Raw genomic sequence first — 24723 nt, 5'->3', positions numbered from 1 at the left:
TTCTATCTGGCGGTGAACCGGTCGAACCGCCGTTCCAGCTTCGCTTGCAGTTGCGAGAGCACCGTACTGAAGATCAAGTAAATCAAGGCCGCCTCCGAATACAGCAGCAGCGGTTCATAGTAATAAGCCGTTAGCTGGTTGGCCTTCTGGAACATCTCCGTCACCGTGATTGCGAAAGCAAGCGAGGTGTCTTTGACCAGACTTATGAACGAGTTGGACAGCGGAGGCACGGCTACGCGCGTCGCTTGCGGCAGCACAATGCGCCTTAGCGTCTGCAGCTTGGTCATGCCCAGCGAGAAACCCGCTTCCCACTGTCCTTTAGATATCGATAGGATTGCAGCGCGGACGATCTCCGAATTATACGCGCCGACATTAAGCGTGAAGCCGATGATTGCCGCCGGGAACGGATCGATAATGAGGCCAACCCTTGGCAATCCATAAAAAATAATATACAACTGGACGAGCAGCGGCGTGCCCCGAATGAGCCAGACGTAGAATCTTGCCACGCTCGACAAGATCTTGTTCTCCGACAATCTTGCAAGCGCCGTCAGCAAGGCGACGATACAGCCCAGTACGAAGGAAATCAATGAAAGCGGAATCGTGTAAAGTACCCCTGCCTTAAGCAGGGGTAGAAACGAATCAATGAAGATGTCCCATAATCGGATCGTTTGGTCGCTCATCGTCTAAACCGTTACTTCGACACATCTTCGCCGAAGTATTTCTCCGAGATCGTCAGGTAAGTACCGTCGTCCTTCATCGCTTGCAGCACGTCATTCACGGCATTGACCAATTCTTCATCGCCTTTGTTGAACAGGAATGCACTCTCCGATGCATCGTCCGTCTCAGCGACAACTTTGATCGCGGCATCCGGCTTCTGTTTCTTGAAGTCCAGGAAGGACAGGCTGTCGTTGATCGTCGCGTCGATGCGCTTGGACAGCAGCAGCTCAATAGCTTGGTTGAAGCCTTCGATCTCGACGATCTCGGCGCCGTTCGCCTTTGCGATCTCACCAAGGTTGCTCGTCAGCGATTGACCGGATTTCTTACCCTTCAGGTCTGCCAGCGAGTTGATATCCGTCGTAGCTTCGTTAACGATCAACACCGCTTTGGATACGATATACGAATTCGAGAAATCGTACTTCGCCTTGCGCTCGTCGTTAATCGATACTTCGTTCGCTACCATATCGAAACGCTTGGCGTCCAGGCCAGCGAACATGCCATCCCACTTCGTCTCGATGAACTCCGCTTCCACGCCCAGACGCTTCGCGACTTCACGTGCCAGTTCCACGTCGAAGCCTGTCAATTCGCCCGATTGGTCATGGTATGTGAATGGCGCGTAAGTGCCTTCCGTACCGATCCGGATCTTACCGTTCTTCTTAATCGTATCCAGCAGCGATGCGGAAGCAGTCTCCTCCGTCGTACCTGCACCTGTGTTCGTACCGTTATTCGCATTCTCATCCTTCGATCCGCAAGCGGACACGATCAAGGTGAGCACCAACATAGCCAGCACCAATACGTAATGACGTTTGTTCTTCATCTGTCTCTCTCCTTCACTCTCTGTCAACCCGTCAATACCATTGTATCCCAAGTTGTATAGTAAGAATATCGAAAATACTACCATCTATCAGTATATTTCGTCAATCCCATAGATTCAACTCAAGAAGTTAACAGTTTCTTGAAGATAGTATCCTGAATGCATCCATTAATTATTCAACTTTGTTATTTTTATCCTTTACTTCCTGTTGTCGAGATAACAAGTGAGCAGCGACAACGTAATGGCAGCCCCCAAGAAGGAGGGCCATGTCATGCCTCCTTTTTGCCGGTCATAGGCTTGAATTTGCTGCTTATTATATCCTTGGTCGCGGATGAAAGAACCACTTTTGCCCACGAACAAAAGGACCGGTATCCGAAGATACCCGTCCTTGATCGTATTACTATGGTCGTTACATGCATAAATCGGATCTTGATTAGTCCGCTTAGACCTGCTCGATGAAGCTCGCCAAGCTCACCTTCCGGCCCGTCTTCGCGCTCTCTAGCGCCGCTAGCACCATGGCCATGCTGTATCGGTTGTCGCGGCTGTCCGTCTCCGCCGGCCGTTGCTCCGCCAGAGAATCGAACATCTCGTCCAGACATCCGTTATGGCCTGCCCGCGCCTGCGCGAACTCCGCCGATGAAGCCTCTACGCGCTGATACTCCTTCATGAACTTGCCGCTCTGATCCCCTTCGGCCACAACCTCCGCGTACGGATCGCCATGTCCGTCCCAGATGGCCGTTCCCTTCTCGCCGGTGATGCGCCACTGGGCTTCCCAAGAAGTCGGAGCTCCTTCCGCGCACCAAGAGCCGCGATAATTGAAGATCGACCCGTCGGACATCTCATAGATACAGACGGCGGCTGCATGTCCTGCGTACCATGATCCCGGCGGATTAAATTCTTGGCAATAGACCGAGACCGGATCTGCGCCAAGAATGAGCCGCGCTTGATCGAAGGTGTGGATCGCCATGTCGAGCAGCAGGGGACTTGCCATCGCATCGCGGAAGCCGCCGAAGTGCGCTCCGATGAAGAAATCTGCGCCTGCGAAGCCCGGCTTGCCGATCGTGCCGGATTCGATCATTGCGCGCAATGCCCGGATGCGGGAGTCATACCGGCGATTCTGCATAATCGCATGGGTTCGGCCTGTCTGCTCCGCGATGCGCACGAGCTCATTGCAGTCAGCCATCGTCTCGGCCAGCGGTTTCTCGCCAAAGACATGACAGCCCAATTGCATCGCCGTGCTGCCAATCTCGTAATGGCTCGCCGGAATCGTGACGTCGAAGACGATCGTAGCGCCTGACTCGCGAATGGCCGTGGCCAGGTCGGTGTATATGCCGCAGCTCAACCCTTTGCGGTCCCGCATCGCCGCCGCGGATTGCTCCTGAATATCGATTAGCGCGACGATCTCCGTATCGGGCCTTGCGATCGCATAATCGATCCAGATATTCGACATGCCGCCGCAGCCTGCAACCGCAACTTTATAAGTGGCACTCATCTTGACATTCCCTCCCTTAAGGTCGGTGTTAGACCGGATTTGGCACGAAACTCCCGCCTCTGCACTGTTTCAAATAGTTCAAGGCATGCACCTGCCCCGTCATCTCCAGCTCCCCGCGATAGACCGGGTCATGCCAGCCCTCGATATCGATCGTGCCCGCATAGTTGGCCTGCCGAAGAATCGTGATGATATCCGTCCAATTCGTGTCGCCGAATCCCGGCGTACGGTGCCAGACGAACGGCTTCGGTCCGTGAATGCCGTATTCCTTGACGATATCCCAGGCGATGGTCGCATCTTTGCCATGCACATGGAACACTTTATCGATCCATTTGCGCAGCTGCGGGATCGGATCGATGAGCGATACCATTTGATGGCAAGGCTCCCACTGCAGGCCGATGTTATCGGAAGGGATGGCGTTGAACATCATTTCCCACGCTGTCGGGTTGTGAGCGATATTCCAGTCGCCGCTCTCCCATGTACCGCCCATATCGCAGTTCTCGAAGGCGATCCGGACGCCTTTGTCTTGGGCTCTGCGCTGAAGTTCGCCGAACACTTTGGCATATTGCGGAATGGACGCTGCGATCGATTCGCCGGTCAGCCTGCCCGTGAACCCCGATACGATATCGGTGCCGAACAGATGCGCATGGTCGATGAGCCGCTCCCAACTCGCTAATGTATCGGCGTTATCGCCCGCTCCTGTCAGCGGATTGCCGAATATCCCCAACGTCGAGATAATGAAACCGTATTCATCTTGAAGCTCGCGAACCCGCTTGGCCGTCTCGACCAGATCGGTGCTTCCCGTCGTCTGCCAGAAAGTTAAGCTGAAGGACTCGAAGCCGTGCTTCACGATCTGCGGGATGACCCGAACCGCATCTCCCCCGCCCACCAATGTTCCGATACGTAATAATTGATTCGTCATCTTGCTACCACTCCTATTTTGGCATATGGTAATTACAAGCACCTTCAGTATAGCTTGATCCCCATGGCTTTTCTCGCCTTATCTTGTGCAATACTAGTTCAATCTTGTGGGAGTGGCGCTTACATGACTTATCCGAAGGAATTGCGGGAGATGACGCGGCTCGCGGAGAAAAGCTACCCGTTCATGGTCTTCCATAACCGCTGCGACGGCGCCAAGCAGGGTCAATCCATCTTGTATCTGCATTGGCATGAGCATTTCGAGATTATCGTGATGCAGCAGGGCAGCGGGATTTTCCACATCGACAGCCAGCCTTATGAAGTCCACCCCGGCGATGTCCTGTTCGTCCCTGCCGGCGGCTTGCATGTCGGCTATAGCACGTGCGAAGGCGACGTCGCTTATGTGTCCATCGTATTCAACGGCTCTTTGTTCAACGATTATGTCCATGATGGGCTTCATGCCAAATATGTGCAGCCTTATCTCGAAGGACGGATTCAGCTGCCCGTGAATCCCCTGCTGCACGATTCCGGCTGTGCCGCCCATTACAGGCTGTTGCAGGAGGCCATCGCCGAGTTCAAAGCCAAGCAGCCCGCTTATCAGCTCATCGTGAAGTCCCAGCTGCATCTGCTCTTCACGCTTCTCGCGCGCACCTTCCTGCCGCTTCAGCTGCCAGAACGGGCAGGCAGCCGGTTCATGGAGAACCGGGAGCGCTTCAAAACGTTGATCGCCCATATCGAGAAGAACTTCGCCGACAAGCTGACCGTCGACGAGGCAGCCGGCCTGCTCAATCTGAACCCGTACCACTTCTGCAAACAGTTCAAGAAGCAGACCGGCCGCACCTTCGTCGAATACGTCAATGTGTGCCGGATGAACGAAGCCGAGCGGCTGCTGCTCGAGGGGGAGCTGTCAGTCACCGAGGTTGCGGGCAAGGTCGGCTGCGACAATCCGAACTACTTTACGAAAGTGTTCAAACAGTATAAAGGGGTGACACCATCGCAGGTGCGGCGATAAGGTTGTTGCTACCTCCCCTAAATCCCCTCCTGAGGAGGGGACCCCGAGGGCCACGGCCCTCTGGACACCCGTAAGCGGCGTGACTCGGTACGCGGCCGTCTTCGATGTGTCCTTTCGTGGTTGGCCCGCTTTTGTCCTGGCGAATTGATATGCGGGCATACTCGGCCTGCATCAATTCGCTAGGACAAAGCTCCGGCTTCGAGCTTCGTTCGCAACGTTGGTGCCTGAGGGTGGTGACCCCTACGTTAGAGCGTGATGCAGCTGATCTGCTGATCCTTGCTTGACGTCCGCTTCGCGGACACGCTGATGTTTTTGGGGTACGTGCTGATCCTCGCTTGACATCCGCTTTGCGGACACGCTTACGTTCGTTAACCCCCTACGTGCGAACGTACATTTACTTCCTTGCCACGAACGTAATGACTTCCAAACGCAGCGTCACTTGCTTGTCCGCACGCTGTATTGGGAAAGCTGCTGGCTTGATGGTTTCTTGCAGTATCTCCCAGCCGGCGTATTGTTTGTGTAACAGTTCCAGCATCTGCGCTGTGGGCAGATTGATCTCGAACATGGGATCGAGATGTTCGTCTGTCGCTGTGATGAGCTCTTGAATGCTGGCGTTGATGAGAATACAGTTGATGCCTTCTGCCTTAGTACCGTTCGCCATTTCTTGCAGCTTGGCGGCCAGATTCTGCGGCGTGCTTATATGCTCCAAGGAAGAGATCGCGACGAGGAGATCATATTGCTCGCTTGCAATTGGGAAATCTTCCAGATCGGCTTGTACCGCCTCGATGGAACCGGCTACGCCATAGCTGTCGCTATAAGCTTTCAACTTCTCGATTGCTGAAGCTAGCAAGTCCACGCAGATGACTTTGCCGGATCGTCCAGTCAGCTGCTGCGCAATCGGTATGCTGTGACGACCGACGCCGCATCCCAGATCGAGAACATTCCGTATTCCCCGGTCGCGAAGCAGCTCCAGACTGTCCAGCACCGCCTGAACGGGTTTGTGCATCCACGTGCCAGGGTCGAATAACCGATGCTGCTCGAATAGCTCGTCATGATAGATCTTCTCCTCTTGACGAATGTAAGCCAAACGTTCCCTATCCACATCATTTGCCTCCTCTATAAGCCACCCGTCTGCTAGAGCGTCGCGATCAACTTCAGCCACAGCCAGAACAACACGAACGGCATGGCACAAGCTAATCCGATGAAGATGACGAATGCCTGGTCCGTTACCTTTTTGCCCATTGCGCTTCCCGTCCTTTCCGCTGCGTCACTTTGATACATAGACGAGTCCGGCCGGCAGAAAGCTCCTATTCAACAAAAAAAGCAAGAGCAATACGATAAATTCGCATTGCTCTTGCTGTGTAGTGAAGCTTAAATGCCAAGAATATGGTAGCCTGCGTCGACGTGGAGCACTTCGCCCGTGATGCCGCGCGACAGGTGGCTGAGCAGGAACAACGTAGCATCGCCAACCTCGCTCTGATCGACATTCCGGCGCAGCGGCGCTTTCTCTTCGATCGTGCCCATAATATCGTTGAAGCCGGATACGCCCTTCGCGGACAAGGTGCGGATCGCGCCTGCCGATACCGCGTTGACGCGGATGTTGTACTTGCCCAAGTCTTCGGCCAAGTAACGAACGCTTGCTTCCAGCGCCGCCTTCGCGACACCCATCATGTTGTAGTTCTTCACGACGCGCTCCGCGCCGAGGTACGATTGCGTGACGATGCTGCCGCCCTCGGTCATCAGCTTCTTCGCTTCTTTCGCCACCGCGACGAGCGAATACGCGCTGCTGTCTTGCGCCTGATGATAGCTGGCACGGGACGTGTTCATGAACTCGCCCTGAAGCCCTTCCTTGTCGGCAAAAGCGATCGAGTGCACGAGGCCGTGAATCACGCCTGCCTTCTCTTGAATCCGCGCGAATGCCGCTTCGATGCTAGCGTCTTCCGCAACGTCGCACGGTACGCAGTCCAGCGCCTGCACGCCTTCCTTTTGCAGCAGATCGGTCAGCTTCTGAAGGGAACGCTCTTTTCTGTATGTAAAGATCAGGTTTGCTCCTGCTTCATGCAGCGACTTCGCGATGCCCCAAGCGATGCTACGCTCGTTCGCGACGCCCATAATTACGATATTCTTTCCTACCATTAAGCCACTCATTGTGATCCTCCCTAATGACGCCCGCTCGATGATTACTGCATCCCGCATATACGGGACACAAGCCAAATGCGCGTGGTGAATGCTTGTGTTCTCCATCTTTCGACAAGACACGCAAACTCCCCTTATTTTAGTCTTTTTGCCGAGCGACAACAAGCAATTCATGGGAGAATATGATTAATTCGCTTTCAACGTCTTCGTAAAATAGAGAATTAGTTCATCGTCAACAGCAACCGAGGCACCTGGCGCTACCTTTTCATTGCGATAGTAGACCCCTTTGCCGTCCGGTACATACCCACGTTTGCAATAGAGACGCTGCGCCGCGCCGTAGTCCTCGTAGAGCCCAACGCCAAGTCCGATGACATCTCCGTTCTGGTACGCCAACTGCTCCATATGATCAAGCAGCGCAGACGCTACGCCATTCCGGCGGTATGCGGGCAGGACGTTCAGATCGTTGATTTCCGGTATGGCTTGCTCGGCAAAATGCGGATAACTTGAATGTTGCAGCAGATGAACGCACCCGGCAATCTCCCTGTCCACCTCCGCGAATATCGTCGTCCTTATGCCGCTTCGATTCTCTTCCAGACATTGCGCGTAATATTCGATATGTCTGTTAATTCCATGTTTATTGAAGACTTCACGCCAGATCGCCGTTTGCGGCAGCGTCTGAAGCGGTATGATCTTAATCTCCATACGCCGAACCTCCCTACCTCTAATATGCGAACGCTCATCGTCATCGATAAGTTGAACTTGCTTGCTCCTCTTATCTATATGAACAAAGGGCTAGCCGATACATCCTTTGATGTCAGCTAGCCCTTGTAAATCTGTTCGGTGTTATTTCAGCAGGCTGCTAAATTCGCTCTCTGCTTCTTTCAACTGCTGCGACTGGCTGCTGCCCTCGATTCCCAGACGCTTGGTCATCTGCTGGTTGATCGCCGTCAGCTTCGTCGTATAATCCTGGCACGACGCGATAATGTCGCGGTTGGATTTCTCCGAAGTATCCAGCGCGCTAACCAGATCGTTAATGGCTTGATTCACGGATTCCAGCGACATCGCCGGCTTCTTCAAGAGCTCGGCCGATTTCTCCGTCGTCTGCTTCAGCATCGCGGCATTGCGCTTGAATTGCTCTTCGATCGTGCTGTTGACGCTCTCGACCGCATTGGCAACCTTCATCTGATCCTCGATCGCCATCGTGATCATCGCGGATACCGTAATAAGGTTGGAAGCCTTGTAGATGGAGTTATTGACGCTGTCAATCAGCTTATCGTTCGTGTCGTTCACGATATCCGTCGCCGCTATCGCCTGATTGAAGAGAAGAATATCTTCGCTCATCGATTGAATACGGGTCATGACTTTGCGAAGGCCGCGCTCCAGATAAGGTTTGCGCGGTTCGTTCTCAGGCTTGGCGATCTCAGCCTCGAACAGCTCTTTCAACTGGTTGCCCATCGAAATTTTATACTGCAGCTGATAGATTTCTTCGAGCGAATTGCGTTTCAGCGTACGCATGTTCACGATGTTCTCTTCCAGCGTATCCTTGCCGTCGCGCAGGCCGGAGACGATCGCATCGATATTGGTGCGGACCGATTGGTACTTGTAGACATAGTTCTTGAGCGGCGACTTGCGGACCAGCTTGCCGATAAAGCCGACATTCTTGCTTTGCTGGAGCGATTCGCACTCGTTGCGCAGCGACAAGATCAGATTCGAGACTTGGCTGGATTTGCCTGTCATGAGATCATTCACCGGACGCTCGAGCAAACGCAGCGTTTGACCGGCCTTCTCCTGGGTGCGCGCGCCGAGCTTGCCGACTTCATCCATCAGTACGTCGAGCGTTAACGTATCGGCGTCCGATACTTTGCGAATAATCGCAGATGCTTCTTCGACGACCTTATGCTCGTCTTCCTTCTTCAGTTGAACGATCGGGGTAGACATGATGATAACCTCCCTGCAGTAGTAGTTATGAGTTCGCGTAACGCTGATGAATCAGTTCCGCCTTCGTCTGGAGCTCGAGCAGATCCTTATGTTCGATCGTGCGGACGATATCCGAGATTTTGCTGTCTACGTCCTTCAGCCCGTTAAGGAGCACACGGCGATTCTTCGATTTCGCTTCGCCGCTCAGGCGCAGGAACGGACTAATGACGCCGTTCAAGTCTTTTAGGACCAGACGCTTCACCGTGTGATTGACTTCATCGTTATGCAGCTCGCTGATTAACGGAATGACGCGCTGCAAGCGCAGGAAGAGCGAACAGGACTTCTCGACGATTTCGTTGTCCAGATTGTTCTTCTGCCCTTCGGAAATAATCATATCCTCCAGAACATCCAGGTATTGGAGGACGGGCTCGAACAACGGATTGACTTGCACGGCTTGCGGTGCGCTGGCTTGCGATCCGCTTGCTTGCGCAGTTGCCTGCCTTTGCGGCTGCGATTGATGCAGCTGCTGTTGCGGCTGCGATGGCGGGGCCATCGAGATGCTTGGACCCGAGCTTGCGAACGAACGCGACTGGGACTCGGGTTGGGACTGCTGCGCCGGCCGCATATCGATGCTGGGACGCGGCTGTTGGGATTGCGCGTGCGCATAGGGATCAGTCGTGTTCGGCGGCGTCAAAGGCGGCACCGTCGGTCTCTTGCCTGACAATAACGACCCGACGGCTATGCCTAGAACGGGCAGTAACAACGAGGCGAATTCCGGCATGAATGAACTGCTTAATAGGGCAACAATGTAACCAATTCCGGCGCCAATAATCGATTTAGGTAGCATGTATGTTCACCGCCAATTTCAATTCTATAGCAAGATGAGCGAAGCTTGCCGACACTTCTGGCTGCCTAGCCGCAAGCCATTTCATCTTATATAGTCAAGTTTTACGTGCCTCATACGCGGATGGTAACGTACTTCCATAAATTCTATGTGAGTAAAAGTAGGTTGTCAAACCTGTTAAACCCGTCCATTCCCTCCTGTTGCCGCGGAAACGCAATTCTGTCCCGGAAAATTCAAAAGAAACCACTGATAACAGTGGCTTCTTTCGCTTGACTCCGTAAGGATCGGCGCGGCGTTCATGACTTAACGCACCGTCTCGGCCTGTATGACATCCTTCATGATCATCGGCTGCTCGATATGGCTGGCCGTAATGCCAAGCTTCGTCTCGAGCGGCTCCACATGCCCGCCGAGCGCCAGCTTCACCGCCAAATACGGATAATTCGTGCCGTTCAGGCAGCTTACATGCAATCCGCCCGACATGCGCGGGTTGATCTCTAGCAGTTTCGGCACGCCGTTCTTATAGCGCATCTGGATGTTGTAATTAAACGGAATGCGGTAAGCTTCCGCAACTTTGTGCGCAATCTCGATCAGCTCTTGGTTATCTTCGAGATAACGCATCCGACCGTTCCCTTTTCGTCTAGGTACGGCGGCGATCAGCTTGCCGTTCGGATCGGCCAAGCAATCGATGCTGTATTCACTGCCTTCGAGCAGCTCCATCACCATCATATTCGGGAATTGGTCGACGCCGGACAAAATGTCGTATACCCGATCGAACGTCACGTAGGGGTTAATCGTTCCGAACAGATCCATCACCTGGTCGCGGTCGTTATTGATGATCCGGAATCCTTGGCCGCCCTCCGAATTCGTCGGCTTGAAGCAGACCCGATGGCCGAGGCTTGCCAGCTCCTCATACGCAGCCTTGAATTGCTCGGCTGTATTCACGACGCGGTACTCGGGGACAACCATGACGTCCGACTCCCGGACGAGCTCATAGAACTTGTCCTTATCGATCATACTCTCCAGCAATTCGATATCGCGGCAGACGGTAACCTTCGTGCCCACTTCGTCGAACAGATGGATATGCCTTGCGATATCGAGCATTTTGAGCCGGGGAATGAACACGTCGATCTGATGGCGGCGGCAGAAGTCTACGCAGTATTCGACATACTCCAGCCCTTCCAGCACGGGCTCGACCTCCGCGTAGTCGCAGTTCTGCAGCGCCATGCTGTTACGGTCCGGATGCGTGCCGTAGAATTCGAACTCCACGCCATCGGGGTTATTGCGAATATGATTCATGTATAAGTACGCGACCGAGAACCAACGATTAAACCAAACCCGAACCTTCTTCGCCATAATTAGATGCTTCCCTTCGCAATAAGTTTGCCGCTGTGTAATGCCTCGGCTTGTACGGACGCCGCATAAGCTACGATCTGCTCGGCTGCCAGCGCTCCGGATACCGCCGTGAACGGATAGGGGAATGTACCGGGATTGCTTTCCTGTACCCGATACAGCTCGCCATGCCGTGGCGCGATCGGATGCGTGGCGTAATCGAGCAGGCAGCGATCCAGCAGCGAATCGCCAGAGGCAATGACCGTCTCTACCCCAGCCAATTCCTTGATATGCGCCAAAGCGTCGCTCTTCTTCACCGTGCACGGCACCATATAAATTTTGCGGCCTTGAATGGACGTCTCCCATCCCAACTGCTGCAGGACGTCAGCCAACTGCATCACATCTTCGAGCGGCATGCGTTCACGCTCGATCAGAATCGAGTAGAACAAATCGTCGCACAAATCTTCCCTGAGCACCCAGTCCCCGTGCACGACTTTCCTGTAAATCCGCTGCACTTCCTCTGACGAAGCAGCCTGATGGAGCATCGTCCGTCTAATGCGGGCATTCCATTCCGGATCCGGCTCGCCGTGAATCAATACATTGCCTCCATTGCTGGTCACTGCGTATTGAGGGCGAATCCGTTCTTGAAACAACTCGATTCTGCGATACTGTTCCACCGTCCGGGTCGTGACGGGGACGAACATCATTTCCTGGGCAATGATTTTGAGTTGCTCGTAAGCTTGGATCGAAATATACGATCTTACCTTGCCTTCGATCGTCTCGGCCGGCATGACGAGCGGCGAATCGAGCGGAAGACCGATCGAACGAATGGAATAGATCAAGGTCTGATCCAGATCGCTTGCAAAAATCATTCCGTCTCCCCCTTCAGCGGCTGTATGATACCGCAGCACGAATAACTTAATTCCGGGTACGCCTCGACAGGAACGCCGCGTTCCTGCGTAAGCTGAACGATATGTCGAACATTCGGGTTATCGATCCGGTCGACCAGGATCCGCCATGGAATACGACGCAGCAGCACGCGAGTCGTCTCACCGACGCCTGGCTTCACGAGATTGATCGTGGACAAGCCGTACTCCGCCTGAATTGCCGCCATATCGGCATGGCCCTGCCACGTCAGCGCAGGAGGATTCGACAGCAGCCGGCGCGCTTCCTCGTCTGCCGCTTCTTGAATTCTCGGGAAATAGGAGCAGACCGTATCCACGAAATATTGCGAATAATCGTAAGCAGCAAGTTCCCTGTAATATTTGGCGCCATGAAAATCATCCGGTCCGATCAAATCTTCGCGCAGCACGGTACGGCTGACCAGTCCCGATACGGTCGCATTGAGGCAAGCGCTCGGGATCAGGAAATCTTCGCGCGTGCCGAAGGTAGCCGAGCAGCTGCCCGGATCGGCCAGGACGGCCAGGTCGTCGTTCAGCCGAACGCCGTATTGCGCTTCGAAGGCTTGGCAGGCCTGGATCAATTCCTTGCGGATCGCGCCCTTGCCTGTCCATCCGTCGACGAATTGCAGCTCGTGGTCTGCCCCATGTTGTTGGAGAATGTAGACGAGCGCATTCTGGTCGATGCCTTTGCCGCGAATGATCGAGATGCTGTAATGCGGAACGTCCAACTGATGCCGGTGTGCCAAATACCGTTTGATCAGAATGCCAACTGGCGTGCCGGCGCGCGCCAGCGAGACGAGCGAGAGATTCCGTCCGCGCTTGGCGAGGATAAGTTCAGCCGTCACGGCAGCCGCTTTCGCGACCCTTTCAGCAGAGTCGAGCAGCGCTTCATGGAACAGCTTCGTGTACGCTTCGGACGGCTCATATTCGATCGGCAGCATCTCGGAATAGTGTACGCCCGATTGAATCGCTTGCTCTCTGGCCGTTGTCGACAGTTCCAGTTCCACTTCGCTTAAGTCTTTCAGCAGGAAGGTAACATCCTCTGGCCGGTAACTGCCGATCGTGGCAGGCGTCTGAAGGATCCGTTCCGACAGCCGGCGTTTAACGGTCGTCATCGCTCGTCACCCCTTCATGGATGTTCGGTCCACCGATCACTAGATGAACGTGACGGAAGCCACGGGCCAAGAATACTTTTTTCAGTTCAGCCAGCCTCTCGGCCGGAATGTCCCTTTCGAGGAAAAGGAATAGCTCCTCGTATTGCGATGGAGCAATATTGTAGATGTAATTCGTCACCGACGTATCGTCAGGCGACGGGAACGCAACGCCCCAATCGACCGCATACGTCTCATGTGACGCCGAATGAATGGGGCTGCGCGTCGTGGAGTGAAACCTGACGCCTTCTCCCATGTGGGAAGCGATCAGCATCGGCATATACATGTACTCGCCTGTACCTAGGCACAACGTGCGGCTGCTGGTTCGCAATCCGGCAAGACGTTCGCCTACGGCCGCAATCCGGCCGCCAATCTGTACGTTCTCCGCCGCCGTAATCCCGAATCGGCCTGTACCTAACAAGTAAGGCGCTTCGTTCCGATATCCATCCATACTGACCGATGCGTGGCGGACAAGGTCCAAGGCTTCGTCCAAATAAATAACATGCAAGTTCGCAACACCATCGGCTGCAGGCAGGTCCATGCGTGCCGCGACCGTATCGATCGGTCCGCCTTCAACGGTGAAGGTGCCTTTCATAAGCGACAGCGGCGTAATGGTAATGCCCAACTCCTGCTCTAACGCGGCGAATCTGGCTTCGTCCTCGGCACCGCGCCAATCCAGCAGGGAAGCTACGAAATACCGGCTGCGAGGATAATTGCGCTGAAGATCCCGAATGATGTTCACCGTCGTCTTGCCCGTCGTCAGCTCGTCGTCGACCAGTACGATCGGTTCGGTACCGCCCAGAAACTGCTCCGATCTGGCATAGCAACGATGGGAGGTCGCATGGGAATGTTCTTCCTCGAAGCTGATCAGCGGATCAAGCTCCGGAATAAGCTCCCGCGTCGTATGCAGATAGCTGCAGCCGTCTTCGAACGCCGCGAACATGCTATGCCCAAGCGCCGTCGCCGTCTCGGCGAATCCGATGACTTTCACCGGTTCGGGCAAGGCGAGCTTGCTATCTACGATTGCGGAATAGACCTGGCTTACCTTCGTCTCGTCCGGATCCGCGAGCGCAGCGCAAGCTTCCGCGAATAGCTTGTCCACTAGCGCCGCCTGCGAAGTGCCGAGCGCCTGCAGCAGCTTCAGCGAAAGAATCGCCCCGCTTAGCAGGGAGCGGTGAGGCGAGACCGGAAGATGCTTGCCTAACACTTTGCTGACGAAGAGGAATGAACGTTTCTTATTGATACGCGCCGCCATGCCGAACAACGCTTCGGGCTGCAGTCCCGACTGCTCTTCTTGCAGCGTAATCGTAACGCTAAGGTCGTGCAAAATGTTAAACGTATGCGTGCTCTTGCTCTGGGAGCAAGCTGATATAATGTTGTTGTTCATGCAGCACCCCGTATATTTTCGCTCTGGCAACAATCCGTTTCGCCCAATTCAAATGCGGTTTGATCTCGTTCATTTTGTTGGAATATTCACTCTTCATGACGCCCAGCTCCCCATGGCTGTTCGCGATTATGCTCGTGGCATCCATATATTCCTCATGCGTAACCGTATAGAGCGCCTGAACCGGCTTAATATGGGAAGGATGAATGATCGTCTTGCCGATGAGCCCGTTCTCCTTATCCATGATCACTTCGCGGATTAGTCCATCGACGTAGCTGTTGATATATTCCGCTCGCAGCTTGCGTCCATAGCGCCCAAGCGTCTGCTCGAACGGCGTCTCCCGCAGCTGCGGCTTAAGTACCCGCTCCTTGTTGGAGAAATATTCCCACACCGGACCGGAGATGACATTCGGCGCGTGCATGCGGCCGAATACGTTAATGATGTCGGAGATGCAATCCCGAATCGGCGCGATATCGTAGATCGTCATATCCGGGCTGCGGCGTAGGCCGAACAGGCTGGAGAAATCCGTTGCCCCGATTCGTACGTTCAATATATAGCGCTGATATGTATTGACGATGTCGCTTAGCTCCAGCAACGTCTGTATTCGCGTTTCTTTGAAGAGGATCGAAGCCGTCTCCAGAATCGGCATGCCGTACAACGTTGGCGCGGATGGAAACTTATGCCGGTTGTACGCGGCAAGAATATCTAAGAACGCAGGTCCGTTAAGCGGGGTGAATTTCGGAAATACGAAGCCGGTAATAAGGGTGATTCTCTCTTCTAACCTAGCAATCATTCGCTCTAGCTGCTGCGGGGTTCTGATCCTCACGAACAGCAGCGGAAGCCGCTCAAGATCGAGCATCCCGCTCTCCAAATAACTGCGCACTCGACTTAACTGGTCAAGCAGTGAATTCTCCGCAAGCTCGATCTGGTTATCACCTACCGCATCCTCCAGATCGATGACCATCGTCGTCAAACCTTCGTGCTTTTGCGTGAGGATATCCTCCGCAATAGACTGCCGGGTTGCAGGGCAATAGAGGGCAGCGCCGATCGCATGTGACAATAGCTCTGGATCTGAGGCGTTACTGTAAGAAACCGGTGGCGAGAAGAATAACGATTGCTCTTCTTCCCTGCTCAAATATTGAAAATACCTCACTCTAGCCCCTCCTTAACAGGTGATTCGACAGTATTCCTTCCTACCTTCTATTAAATCACAAATCTAGCGTTTTTGGGTGAAATTTCATGACAAGTAAAAATATGAAATAACCCTCCTTGCAAGAAGGAGGGTTCTAAAGAAACACGTTTAGCCCGCATCCAATCCATAATTGTGACAAAGCGCTGCAAGACCTCCGGTGAAGCCGTTGCCGATCGCCTGGAACTTCCAGTCCTTGTCATGCCGGTAAAACTCGCAGAAGACGATCGCCGTCTCGGTCGAGAACTCCTCGCCCAGGTCGAATCGCAGCAATTCGTTGTTGGTCGCCTCGTTCACGACGCGGACGAAGGAGCTGCTTACCTGCCCGAAGTTCTGGCCTTTGGCCGCCGCATCATGAATCGTGACCGTAATGCCGATGCGCGTAATATGTGCGGGCACCTTGGCGAAATCGACGACCAGCTGTTCATCGTCTCCATCCCCGGCGCCTGTCCGGTTATCGCCCGTGTGGGCGACCGCGCCATCATAGACGGACAGGTTGTTGTAGAAGACGAAGTCCTCCACTCCCTTGGCCTTCCCGTCGCCGTGCAGCAAGAAGGCGCAGGTATCCAGGTCATATTCTCCGCCGCCGGAGTACCGGTTAATATCCCAACCAAGACCGACGATTACCTTCGTAAGTCCCGGATTCGTCTTCGTTAGGTCGATGCGCTGCCCCTTAGCCAATGAAATTGCCATTACCGCTACCTCCCGCCATCTAAAATGAAAGAAGGCCGCCAATCTAGGATGGCGGCCGTAAGGATCAGTCGAACTTATTGAAGACCGTAATCGCGTGTCAGGCCTTCCAGTCCATTCCGATACCCGTTGCCGATTGCGTTAAATTTCCATTCGCCGCCGTGACGGTACAGTTCGCCGACAACGACACCTGTCTCAACGGAGAAATCTTCGCCGAGATCGAAACGGATCAGTTCCGCGCCCGTTGCTTCATTCAGAATGCGAACGTAGGAGTTCGCGACTTGTCCGAAGTTTTGCTTGCGTTGATCCGCTTCATAGATTGTAATGGCGAAAGCGATCTTCTCGATGCCTGCCGGTACGTTCGTCAGCTCAACGCGGATTTGCTCGTCATCTCCGTCGCCTACACCAGTGCGGTTGTCGCCCGTATGAGCAACGGAAGCATTCTCGTTCTGCGGGTTGTTGAAGTAAACGAAGTTTTTCGGATTGTCGACTTTGCCTGCGCCGTTCGCGCAGAAGACCGATACGTCAAGGTCGAAGTCGCCGCCGCCGTCATATTTGTTCGTATCCCAGCCAAGACCGACCAGAACGGTCGACAGACCTGGGTTTGTTTTCGTCAAGTCTACCTTTTGACCTTTGGACAAGTTGATTGCCATTGTGAATGACCTCGCTTTTATGGTTTATTTGGAGTGATGATTAGGTTATTGGTATCGAGCCGCCAGCACGCTGATATGGGAGGCATGAGCGCCTTCGCCGATCGCATTGAACTTCCATTCGCCGCCGTGACGGTAGATCTCGCCAGTGATGAGAGCTGTCATGCCCGCGTAGTTGTCCGTCAGGTTGAACTTCACCAGCTCTTGGTTCGTGGTGCCGTTCATGACGCGGATATAAGCGGAGCGGATCATGCCGAAGTCTTGCTTGCGCTGATCGGCTTGATAGATGTTCACCGCCATCAGGATGCGATGCACGTTCCCAGGCACTTTCGCCAGATCGATGAAGATCTGCTCGTCATCGCCCGCTCCCTCGCCGGTCAGGTTGTCCCCGGAGTGTCTAACCGAACCGTCTGGGCTCGTCAGATTATGGAAGGCAACGATATTGGCCGGATTCGTCAATTTGCCGTTCTCGTCTAGCAGCAACGCCGATGCGTCGCAGTCAATATTGACGGCCTCGCGCTTGGTGCCGAACAGGCCTTTCTTCTCAATGAAGCCAGGATCCCAGCCAAGACCGACGGTCAGCTTCGTCAGACCGGAGGACCCCTTCGTTAAATCGATTTTTTGACCTTTGACCAGATTGATGCTCATCTTCGCAAGGTCACCTCCTTTACCAATGTCCACTTCTATTGTCGTCCATAAACTTCCACTTGTCACAAGTTTCTTGTTCGCGATGTTATACGGGATTTCCTTGCGGGATGTTTCATTTTCGCATTAAAAAATTTCCGGACTTGCACAAAACAGCCACAACTATCATGCCCAACTGCCCTGATCTATACCACTTTCTCCTTCGTGCAAGCGCGTTGAGGCAAAAAAAAGGAAGCCTCCGCATGCTGCGAGGAACTCCCCTGTCATTCGATCTATGTTACGAGTGCAATGTCTGTCCCGTCTTGTGTGAAGCGCTCTTGTTGCCCATTATGAATAGCGATGTTCCGATAATGCCGCAGATCGATGCGGCGACCAGCAGGGTCGACAAGGACAAGCTGTCAGCAAGCGATGAGCTGAGAATCGGTCCGATCGTGCCGCGCACGCCGAACAGCATTAGATGGATGCCGAATACGGCGGCTTCGCGACCCGGGGCTAACCGGAATACGAAGGCCAGAATGCCGATATCCCAGATCGCTTCGCCGATTCCTTGAATGCCATTGCCGACGATGACGGCCGCGTAGCTGCCCCACAGCCCGTACAAGGCGGGGACAACCGCATAGGCGCCGATGCCGAACATCAGCGTATATTTGATATCGAAGCGGTCGATCATCCATCCCGCGATGAGGAAGGTCGTGAGCAATCCGCAATAGTAAGCAATCCGAGCAAATGCGATCTGCACGTTCGACAAGTCGAGCACATCGACCTGAATGATCTGATAGAGCGGGTTCGCGAGCATGTTGCCGAAGCCCGCGAGCGTCGTCGCGCCGAGGAATACGGCAAGCGGACGATTGCCTTTCACCAACTGCCATTGCTCCTGGAAGGAGAAGCGCTTGACCGAACCTGCTGGCTTCGGCTTCTGCTTCTGTACCTTCAAGCCTCGGAACAGCAGGATCGAGGACGTGCCTGCGATCGAAGCGGCTATAAGCGGCCCCATCGGACCGGATTGGTCAGCCCAATGGCCGACGGTATAGGCGAGCGGAATCATGAGAATCCCCATCGCCACGCGCACATATCCCATCAGTCTGCCGCGGATATCGCCAGGGTACATGCGGGACACCAATGACGCATAGGCCGGGGCTTGAATGCCCATCAGCAGCTGGAACAGGAGCGCCACCATCACGTACACTTCCGGTGACGGGAATAAGGCCGGGAAGAAGAGCAGCATCCGGCCGATCAAATTGGGGATAACGACGAACGGCAGCGGGTGGTTCGTTTTCTCGATCCAATTGGCCCATAGCGGCGAGAAGATAAGTCCGATGGCCGGCGCGGCGGACAGCAAGCCGACCTGTAAGTTGCTTGCCCCCTGCTGAATCGCGAAAGGGACGTAGAATTGGTTGAGCACGACGTTGAACAGACTGAATAAGCATGTCGCGCCGAGGTCGATTCTGGCGTTCAGCCATACCCGCGGAGTCATCGTCATGCCGAATTTTACGAACTGCGTTTTGGGCTTCATTTGCCGGTTGCACCACGATTCTTCGATATTGCTTTCACTTAGTATAATCACAGAAAGTACGCCCCTGCGCAATACGTTCGAATAGAATATAAAGGCCAAAAGATATGGGAATTTGACCATGAAAAAGCACCGGGTATTCACGTCGTTTATTGACAGCACTTACATTTCCAATTAACGAATTCGAGCTTCACCAGCAGCGTATTTCCAGCCTTTCGCCAAGCGGCAAGCCTAATCTTCCCTGTGTTATAATGGGTCCAAATGGATAGGGAAGAAGGACCGGAATGATTCGAACGTTAGCCATCACACCAACGCATGAAATTGTGCAGGACTTGCCGCTTAGCGCCATCGCGGAACACGATGCCAAATGGTACTGGGTCGACTTTGCCGAACCTACGGAAGCGGAAGCCCGGCTGCTGGATACGCATTTTCGATTTCATCCGCTTGCGATCGAGGATTGCCTGCATCTGCTGCAGCGGCCGAAGATGGATCACTACGAGGACGTGCATTTCCTTGTCCTTCACGCGATCAGAGCGGACAAGATGGCCGCCGAGGAGGTCGACCTGTTCGTCGGACCGAACTTTCTCGTTACGTTCCACCACCATCCGTCTCCCGAGATCGATGAAGCTTGGAACCGCATTACCATCCGGCGCAAGGGGATCGATAAAGGCCCGCTCTACGCCGCTTATGTCGTCATCGACAAGCTGGTGGACGAGTACTTCCCGACGCTCTATCAGCTCGAGGATCAGCTCAGCGAAATTGAAAGCAACCACAATCATGACAGCACCGAGAAGCTGATGGGCCAGCTGTTCGAGATCCGCGCCAATCTGCTTAAGCTGCGCCGGACCATCGTGCCGATGCGCGACTTGCTCTATCGGATCATTAATTCCGAGCGGATCGAGAACATGAAGAAGCATCTGCTCTACTTCAAGGACGTCCATGACCATCTGCTGAAGCTGACCGATATGCTCGAAGCCACCCGCGACATGACTTCCGATATGCGCGACAATTATATCTCCGTGAATGCCCACCGGATGAATACGATCATGAAGACGCTGACGGTCATTACGACGATCTTCATGCCGCTTACGTTCATCGCGGGTTTGTACGGCATGAACTTCGCGAATATGCCGGAGCTCCAGTGGAGATGGGGCTATTACGCCGTGCTGTTCGTCATGATCGCTCTTGGCGTCGGCATGTATGCGTGGTTCCGCCGCAAAGGCTGGTTTAAGTAACAACAATAGGCAGCGTTCCTGTCCACTACAGGTTCCGCTGCCTATTTGTCATTTACCCCCGATGCTCCCGTTGATCCTCCGCATACCACGGATTCAGATGCACCAATACCTCTTCGACCCGATCCACGTGATGCGAGATCGTGTGCTTGATAAGCCGCGAGATGTCATGCCCTTCCTGAATGCTCAGCTCGCCTGGAATGCCGACCCGTACATCGACGATGATGTAGTGGCCATGTTCCCGGGCGCGAATGCGGTCAATCCGCTTCACCTGCTCGACAGATTGAACGAGCTGCGTAATCTCGGCCATCGTCCCGTCATCGATATTCTTCTCCATGAGCACGTCCACCGACGTCCTGCCCATATGATAGGCAAGCTTCAGGACAAAGAACGCGACGATGATCCCTGCTGCGGGGTCGCCATACTTCAGCCAGCCGATGCCCATATGGTCGCCGATCATCGCCACGCCTACCCCGATCACTGCTGCAAGCGAGGCATAGACATCGGCCAAATGATCGTATGCCGTTGCGATGAGGCCGCTGCTGTTGGTGCGTTTGCCGATTCTGATCGTGTATACGTATAGCCACTGCTTCCATACCAGCGAGATCGCCGCGGCGATGAGAACCATAAGGCTCGCGTCATGCGCAGGGCTTGTCAAGGCTTGAAGCGAATGATAGCCCATGAACAACCCCGCCAAGAGAAGAACGACCGCGACGATCAAAGCGCCGATGACTTCCGCTTTGCCGTGTCCGTACGGATGATCTTCATCCGGCGGCCTTTTGGAGATGGTCATCGATATTAACGCGGCCCCCGTCGCGAATACATCGCCCGCGTTATGAATTCCGTCGGCCAGGAGCACCTGACTGCCGAACGCGAATCCGACGACCAGTTTAATGGCTGTAAGTGCGATATTGCTGACTAGACTAATCCATATGGCGAATGCCGATTGTGATTGAGATGAATCCTTCAACGTGCTGCTGCCCCCCGCGCTAATGTTAACGGCACTCGATCGCATGCGCGACAAAACGTTAGACCGCTTCGAGTAAAACCTTAATGTGCTAAACCACCTGTCACATTATACAAAGCCAATTCAAGTGGGTCTAGAGAAACAGTGTTGACTCGCGTAAGGAGTCTTAGCGGGGCGAAATACATTTTGCGCGGGCTAACAGAGTTGCCTCCGCCCAACAAGCATACGGCTTGCACCCCCGGCCGCGAATGCAGGTGTGACGGCGCTGCGCGAAGCCTCATGCGCTTTAAGAATGCGTAACTTTGCGTGGCGGCGCGCTCACCGCCCGCAATTCATGCTATACTGATTGAAAAATAAGAGACTATAGGGATAGGAGATCATGCGTATGTCTTACAAAATCGTATTTTTTGATATCGACGGCACGCTAGTCAATGAAGAGAAGGTCATTCCTGCCGACACGATCGCCGCGATCCATGAACTGAAAGCAACCGGCGTGGAACCGGTCATCGCAACCGGCCGCGCGCCGTATTTTATTAAGCCGCTTGCCGAGAGCCTCGGCATCGATTCCTTCGTCTGCCTGAACGGCGCCTATGCCGTGTACCGCGGCGAGGTTGTATATAAGCGCGTCATTGACAAAGAGAGCCTCGAAGCGCTCGTCCAGCTGGCCGGCACGCACAAGCATTCCCTCGTGTTCGAAGGCGAGCACAGCTTCTTCAGCGATACGGCGGAATGCCCGATGGTCACCGACTCCGTGCTCTCGCTGAAAGTAGAACTCCCTGGCCATGATCCGGAGTTCTGGAAATCGAATGATATTTATCAAGTGTTCCTTCATTGCGAGACTCCTGACGAGGAGAAGTATGCGGAGCTCACGGATCGCTTCACGTTGATCCGTTGGCACAAGCAAGCGATCGACGTGCTGCCGGCTGGCGGCTCCAAAGCGCAAGGCATTGAAGCGATGCTGAAGCAGCTGAACATTCCGGTCGAAGAGTCGGTGGCATTCGGCGACGGGCTGAACGATAAGGAAATGTTGAAATTCGCCGGGCTCGGCATAGCAATGGGCAACTCGAATCCGGAGCTGCTCCCGTTCGCCGACTACGTGACGACGCACGTGGATGAGCGCGGCATTCGTAATGGCCTGATCTATGCGGGTCTGCTGCCGCAAGAGGCTGCAGTCAAGTAGCATGACTGAGCATGATACGCGAAAAAGCCGTACAGGCAGGAGTTTTCTCCGCTTGTACGGCTTTTTTGCCGCTAGCTTACACCATAATTTTGCAAATATCGCTCGTGAATGCAGCCGGATCTTGAATTGGCAAGCCTTCAATGAGCAGCGCCTGATGATAGAGCAGATTCGTATACAGGCCAAGCTTCTCCCGGTCGCTCGCAAGCGCGTTCTTCAGCGACTGGAACACCTCGTGGTTCACGTTCAGCTCGAGCACCTTGTCCGCCTGAACCTCCTGGCTGTTCGGCATCGCGCGCAGCACCTTCTCCATCTCGATGGACAGTTCGCCTTCCGTGGAGAGACAGACCGGGTACGTTTTCAGGCGCTTGGACGCCTTCACTTTCGTGACTTTGCCGGACAACAGTTCCTGCATCGCGTCGAACAGCTCTTTGTTCGCCGCTTCATCCTCTTCCGACGACGCCTGGTCGTTCTCGGAATCGATGCCCAGATCGCCGCTGGATACGGATTTGAACTCCTTCTCCTTGTAGCTCTGAATCATCTTGATCGCGAACTCGTCGATATCGTCGGTGAAATACAGGATCTCGTAGCCCTTCTCGGACACCGCTTCGATCTGCGGCAGCTTCTCGATCCGATCGACCGATTCGCCGGAAGCGTAATAGATGAACTTCTGGTCTTCCGGCATGCGGGAGACGTATTCGTCCAGCGAGACCAGCTTTCTCTCATTCGAAGAAGTGAACAACAGCAGGTCGGCGAGCAGATCCTTGTTCATGCCGTAATCGTTGTAGACCCCGAATTTCAGCTGGCGGCCGAACGACTTGAAGAATGTCTCGTATTTCTCGCGCTCATCCTTCATCATGCTGGCAAGGCCGCTCTTGATCTTGCTCTTAATATTCTTCGCGATCAAGCTGAGCTGTCTGTCATGCTGCAGCATCTCGCGGGAGATGTTGAGCGACAGGTCCTCGGAATCGACCATCCCTTTGACGAAGCTGAAGTAGTCCGGCAGCAGATCCGCGCATTTGCTCATGATCAGCACGCCGTTCGAATACAGCTCCAGCCCTTTCTCGTATTCCTTCGTGTAATAATCGAACGGGGTGCTCTCCGGAATGAACAGGATCGCTTGGTAGACGACCGCGCCGTCCGCGCTGACATGGATATGCTTGAGCGGCTTATCGAAACCGTAGCGTTTCTCCTGGTAGAAGTTCTCGTAGTCCTCCGGCTTCAGGTCGCTCTTGTTCTTGCGCCAGATCGGCACCATGCTGTTGACCGTCTGCTCTTCGACATACTCCTCGAACTCGTTCTCGGCGCCTTCCTTCGGACGCGAACCCTTGACGTCCATCTTGATCGGATAACGAATGAAGTCCGAATATTTCTTGATGATCGACTTCAGACGGTATTCCTCGAGGAACTCGTCATAGTTATCCTCTTCCGTATTGTCCTTGATGCGCAGCACGATCTCGGTACCCGGCGCCGCTTTGTCGGCAGGTTCGAGCGTATAGCCGTCAGCTCCCTCGGATTCCCACTTGAACGCGCCGCCGGCGCCGAATGCCTTCGACGTGACGGTCACGACGTCCGCTACCATGAACGCCGAATAGAAGCCTACGCCGAACTGGCCGATAATGTTATGGCCGTCCTTCTGCTCGTTCTCCTTCTTGAAGGCGAGCGAACCGCTCTTGGCGATCGTGCCGAGATTGTTCTCCATCTCTTCTTCGGTCATGCCGATGCCGGTATCGGTAATCGTAAGCGTGCGCTTCTCTTTGTCTACCGTTACCTTGACGTAGTAATCCTCTTTATTGAACGTGAGCTGATCGTCGGTCAGCGCTTTGTAGTACAGTTTGTCGATTGCATCGCTGGCATTCGAGATGAGCTCCCGCAGGAAAATCTCGCGCTGGGTGTAAATGGAATTAATCATCATGTCGAGCAGCCGCTTGGACTCGGCTTGGAACTGTTTCTTCGTTTTCTCCATGAATCATGCTTCTCCCTTCGAGCGTGTATTCATCTATTAGCACTCCGTTGTGCTGAGTGCTAAACCTACTTGTTATATACCATA

Annotated in this window: 23 protein-coding genes; 3 read left to right on the top strand and 20 right to left on the bottom strand. The window is 54.1% G+C overall.

Annotation, left to right across the window (positions count from 1 at the left end; translation table 11 throughout):
* Window positions 1-2 precede the first annotated feature (2 nt).
* From FHS18_RS08900 to FHS18_RS08885, 4 genes are all read right to left on the bottom strand, one after another.
* Window positions 3-680 carry an amino acid ABC transporter permease gene (locus tag FHS18_RS08900; protein ID WP_183599152.1) on the bottom strand — a complete coding sequence of 226 codons (678 nt, stop codon included), beginning with the start codon at window positions 678-680 and terminating at the stop codon, window positions 3-5.
* 11 nt (window positions 681-691) lie between these two features.
* Window positions 692-1534 carry an amino acid ABC transporter substrate-binding protein gene (locus tag FHS18_RS08895; RefSeq protein ID WP_183599150.1) on the bottom strand — a complete coding sequence of 281 codons (843 nt, stop codon included), beginning with the start codon at window positions 1532-1534 and terminating at the stop codon, window positions 692-694.
* A gap of 439 nt (window positions 1535-1973) precedes the next feature.
* Window positions 1974-3023: a Gfo/Idh/MocA family protein gene (locus FHS18_RS08890; protein WP_183599148.1), complete on the bottom strand. Its 1050-nt coding sequence runs from the start codon at window positions 3021-3023 to the stop codon at window positions 1974-1976.
* Between the two features lie 28 nt (window positions 3024-3051).
* Window positions 3052-3942, bottom strand: a complete 891-nt coding sequence (locus FHS18_RS08885; protein ID WP_183599146.1) for a sugar phosphate isomerase/epimerase family protein — start codon at window positions 3940-3942, stop codon at window positions 3052-3054.
* 123 nt (window positions 3943-4065) lie between these two features.
* Here FHS18_RS08885 and FHS18_RS08880 point away from each other — a divergent pair, with 123 nt between their 5' ends.
* Window positions 4066-4950, top strand: a complete 885-nt coding sequence (locus FHS18_RS08880; protein WP_183599144.1) for a helix-turn-helix transcriptional regulator — start codon at window positions 4066-4068, stop codon at window positions 4948-4950.
* A 394-nt stretch (window positions 4951-5344) separates the two neighbouring features.
* On the opposite strand, the gene FHS18_RS08875 is transcribed toward FHS18_RS08880, so the two are convergent.
* The 14 genes from FHS18_RS08875 to FHS18_RS08810 form a co-directional block, all read right to left on the bottom strand.
* The gene (locus tag FHS18_RS08875; RefSeq protein WP_183599142.1) at window positions 5345-6052 is read right to left on the bottom strand and encodes a methyltransferase domain-containing protein; all 708 of its coding nucleotides are present in this window, start codon (window positions 6050-6052) and stop codon (window positions 5345-5347) included.
* Window positions 6053-6321: 269 nt separating this feature from the next.
* Entirely contained in the window at window positions 6322-7098 is a 777-nt protein-coding gene (gene fabI, locus FHS18_RS08870; protein ID WP_183599140.1) for an enoyl-ACP reductase FabI, read from the bottom strand.
* A 174-nt stretch (window positions 7099-7272) separates the two neighbouring features.
* Window positions 7273-7788 carry a GNAT family N-acetyltransferase gene (locus FHS18_RS08865; protein ID WP_183599138.1) on the bottom strand — a complete coding sequence of 172 codons (516 nt, stop codon included), beginning with the start codon at window positions 7786-7788 and terminating at the stop codon, window positions 7273-7275.
* Between the two features lie 141 nt (window positions 7789-7929).
* Window positions 7930-9024 carry a toxic anion resistance protein gene (locus FHS18_RS08860; protein ID WP_183599136.1) on the bottom strand — a complete coding sequence of 365 codons (1095 nt, stop codon included), beginning with the start codon at window positions 9022-9024 and terminating at the stop codon, window positions 7930-7932.
* A gap of 25 nt (window positions 9025-9049) precedes the next feature.
* Complete coding sequence (locus FHS18_RS08855; RefSeq protein WP_183599134.1) at window positions 9050-9850, bottom strand: hypothetical protein; 801 nt, start codon at window positions 9848-9850, stop codon at window positions 9050-9052.
* A gap of 300 nt (window positions 9851-10150) precedes the next feature.
* The gene (locus tag FHS18_RS08850; protein ID WP_183599132.1) at window positions 10151-11200 is read right to left on the bottom strand and encodes an ATP-grasp domain-containing protein; all 1050 of its coding nucleotides are present in this window, start codon (window positions 11198-11200) and stop codon (window positions 10151-10153) included.
* Window positions 11201-11202: 2 nt separating this feature from the next.
* A complete protein-coding gene (locus FHS18_RS08845; RefSeq protein WP_183599130.1) occupies window positions 11203-12048 on the bottom strand; it encodes an HAD family hydrolase in 846 nt (281 codons plus the stop codon).
* Complete coding sequence (locus tag FHS18_RS08840; RefSeq protein WP_183599128.1) at window positions 12045-13193, bottom strand: cysteine protease StiP family protein; 1149 nt, start codon at window positions 13191-13193, stop codon at window positions 12045-12047. Before FHS18_RS08840 ends, FHS18_RS08845 begins: the two co-directional genes overlap by 4 nt.
* On the bottom strand, window positions 13180-14616 hold the full coding sequence (locus FHS18_RS08835) for a phosphoribosyltransferase family protein (RefSeq protein ID WP_183599126.1): 1437 nt from the start codon (window positions 14614-14616) through the stop codon (window positions 13180-13182). Before FHS18_RS08835 ends, FHS18_RS08840 begins: the two co-directional genes overlap by 14 nt.
* Window positions 14561-15766: an HpcH/HpaI aldolase/citrate lyase family protein gene (locus FHS18_RS08830; RefSeq protein ID WP_183599124.1), complete on the bottom strand. Its 1206-nt coding sequence runs from the start codon at window positions 15764-15766 to the stop codon at window positions 14561-14563. Before FHS18_RS08830 ends, FHS18_RS08835 begins: the two co-directional genes overlap by 56 nt.
* A 147-nt stretch (window positions 15767-15913) precedes the next feature.
* Window positions 15914-16495 carry a TerD family protein gene (locus FHS18_RS08825; RefSeq protein ID WP_183599122.1) on the bottom strand — a complete coding sequence of 194 codons (582 nt, stop codon included), beginning with the start codon at window positions 16493-16495 and terminating at the stop codon, window positions 15914-15916.
* Between the two features lie 74 nt (window positions 16496-16569).
* Window positions 16570-17145 carry a TerD family protein gene (locus FHS18_RS08820; protein ID WP_183599120.1) on the bottom strand — a complete coding sequence of 192 codons (576 nt, stop codon included), beginning with the start codon at window positions 17143-17145 and terminating at the stop codon, window positions 16570-16572.
* A 45-nt stretch (window positions 17146-17190) separates the two neighbouring features.
* On the bottom strand, window positions 17191-17790 hold the full coding sequence (locus tag FHS18_RS08815; RefSeq protein WP_183599118.1) for a TerD family protein: 600 nt from the start codon (window positions 17788-17790) through the stop codon (window positions 17191-17193).
* A 274-nt stretch (window positions 17791-18064) separates the two neighbouring features.
* Window positions 18065-19300 (bottom strand): MFS transporter, encoded by a 1236-nt coding sequence (locus tag FHS18_RS08810; protein ID WP_183599116.1) that lies wholly within the window; start codon window positions 19298-19300, stop codon window positions 18065-18067.
* 281 nt (window positions 19301-19581) lie between these two features.
* Here FHS18_RS08810 and corA point away from each other — a divergent pair, with 281 nt between their 5' ends.
* Window positions 19582-20532 carry a magnesium/cobalt transporter CorA gene (gene corA, locus FHS18_RS08805; RefSeq protein ID WP_183599114.1) on the top strand — a complete coding sequence of 317 codons (951 nt, stop codon included), beginning with the start codon at window positions 19582-19584 and terminating at the stop codon, window positions 20530-20532.
* 52 nt (window positions 20533-20584) lie between these two features.
* On the opposite strand, the gene FHS18_RS08800 is transcribed toward corA, so the two are convergent.
* The gene (locus FHS18_RS08800) at window positions 20585-21499 is read right to left on the bottom strand and encodes a cation diffusion facilitator family transporter (protein WP_246427543.1); all 915 of its coding nucleotides are present in this window, start codon (window positions 21497-21499) and stop codon (window positions 20585-20587) included.
* Window positions 21500-21881: 382 nt separating this feature from the next.
* Between FHS18_RS08800 and FHS18_RS08795 the strand changes: the two genes are divergently transcribed.
* Window positions 21882-22676 (top strand): Cof-type HAD-IIB family hydrolase, encoded by a 795-nt coding sequence (locus FHS18_RS08795; protein WP_183599112.1) that lies wholly within the window; start codon window positions 21882-21884, stop codon window positions 22674-22676.
* A gap of 76 nt (window positions 22677-22752) precedes the next feature.
* Here FHS18_RS08795 and htpG read toward each other — a convergent pair whose 3' ends face one another.
* On the bottom strand, window positions 22753-24639 hold the full coding sequence (gene htpG, locus FHS18_RS08790) for a molecular chaperone HtpG (protein WP_183599110.1): 1887 nt from the start codon (window positions 24637-24639) through the stop codon (window positions 22753-22755).
* Window positions 24640-24723: the final 84 nt, after the last annotated feature.

This window comes from Paenibacillus phyllosphaerae, assembly GCF_014192105.1.
GTDB lineage: Bacteria > Bacillota > Bacilli > Paenibacillales > Paenibacillaceae > Paenibacillus_Z > Paenibacillus_Z phyllosphaerae.
The sequence above is the reverse complement of the archived record's forward strand: the minus strand, read 5'-3'. Positions and strand labels throughout refer to the sequence as shown.

Coding starts and splice junctions, on each gene's coding strand:
- FHS18_RS08900 (WP_183599152.1), bottom strand. CDS start 680: ATGAGCGACCAAACGATCCGATTATGGGACATCTTCATTGATTCGTTT.
- FHS18_RS08895 (WP_183599150.1), bottom strand. CDS start 1,534: ATGAAGAACAAACGTCATTACGTATTGGTGCTGGCTATGTTGGTGCTC.
- FHS18_RS08890 (WP_183599148.1), bottom strand. CDS start 3,023: ATGAGTGCCACTTATAAAGTTGCGGTTGCAGGCTGCGGCGGCATGTCG.
- FHS18_RS08885 (WP_183599146.1), bottom strand. CDS start 3,942: ATGACGAATCAATTATTACGTATCGGAACATTGGTGGGCGGGGGAGAT.
- FHS18_RS08880 (WP_183599144.1), top strand. CDS start 4,066: ATGACTTATCCGAAGGAATTGCGGGAGATGACGCGGCTCGCGGAGAAA.
- fabI (WP_183599140.1), bottom strand. CDS start 7,098: ATGAGTGGCTTAATGGTAGGAAAGAATATCGTAATTATGGGCGTCGCG.
- FHS18_RS08865 (WP_183599138.1), bottom strand. CDS start 7,788: ATGGAGATTAAGATCATACCGCTTCAGACGCTGCCGCAAACGGCGATC.
- FHS18_RS08860 (WP_183599136.1), bottom strand. CDS start 9,024: ATGTCTACCCCGATCGTTCAACTGAAGAAGGAAGACGAGCATAAGGTC.
- FHS18_RS08855 (WP_183599134.1), bottom strand. CDS start 9,850: ATGCTACCTAAATCGATTATTGGCGCCGGAATTGGTTACATTGTTGCC.
- FHS18_RS08850 (WP_183599132.1), bottom strand. CDS start 11,200: ATGGCGAAGAAGGTTCGGGTTTGGTTTAATCGTTGGTTCTCGGTCGCG.
- FHS18_RS08845 (WP_183599130.1), bottom strand. CDS start 12,048: ATGATTTTTGCAAGCGATCTGGATCAGACCTTGATCTATTCCATTCGT.
- FHS18_RS08840 (WP_183599128.1), bottom strand. CDS start 13,193: ATGACGACCGTTAAACGCCGGCTGTCGGAACGGATCCTTCAGACGCCT.
- FHS18_RS08835 (WP_183599126.1), bottom strand. CDS start 14,616: ATGAACAACAACATTATATCAGCTTGCTCCCAGAGCAAGAGCACGCAT.
- FHS18_RS08825 (WP_183599122.1), bottom strand. CDS start 16,495: ATGGCAATTTCATTGGCTAAGGGGCAGCGCATCGACCTAACGAAGACG.
- FHS18_RS08820 (WP_183599120.1), bottom strand. CDS start 17,145: ATGGCAATCAACTTGTCCAAAGGTCAAAAGGTAGACTTGACGAAAACA.
- FHS18_RS08815 (WP_183599118.1), bottom strand. CDS start 17,790: ATGAGCATCAATCTGGTCAAAGGTCAAAAAATCGATTTAACGAAGGGG.
- FHS18_RS08810 (WP_183599116.1), bottom strand. CDS start 19,300: ATGAAGCCCAAAACGCAGTTCGTAAAATTCGGCATGACGATGACTCCG.
- corA (WP_183599114.1), top strand. CDS start 19,582: ATGATTCGAACGTTAGCCATCACACCAACGCATGAAATTGTGCAGGAC.
- FHS18_RS08795 (WP_183599112.1), top strand. CDS start 21,882: ATGTCTTACAAAATCGTATTTTTTGATATCGACGGCACGCTAGTCAAT.
- htpG (WP_183599110.1), bottom strand. CDS start 24,639: ATGGAGAAAACGAAGAAACAGTTCCAAGCCGAGTCCAAGCGGCTGCTC.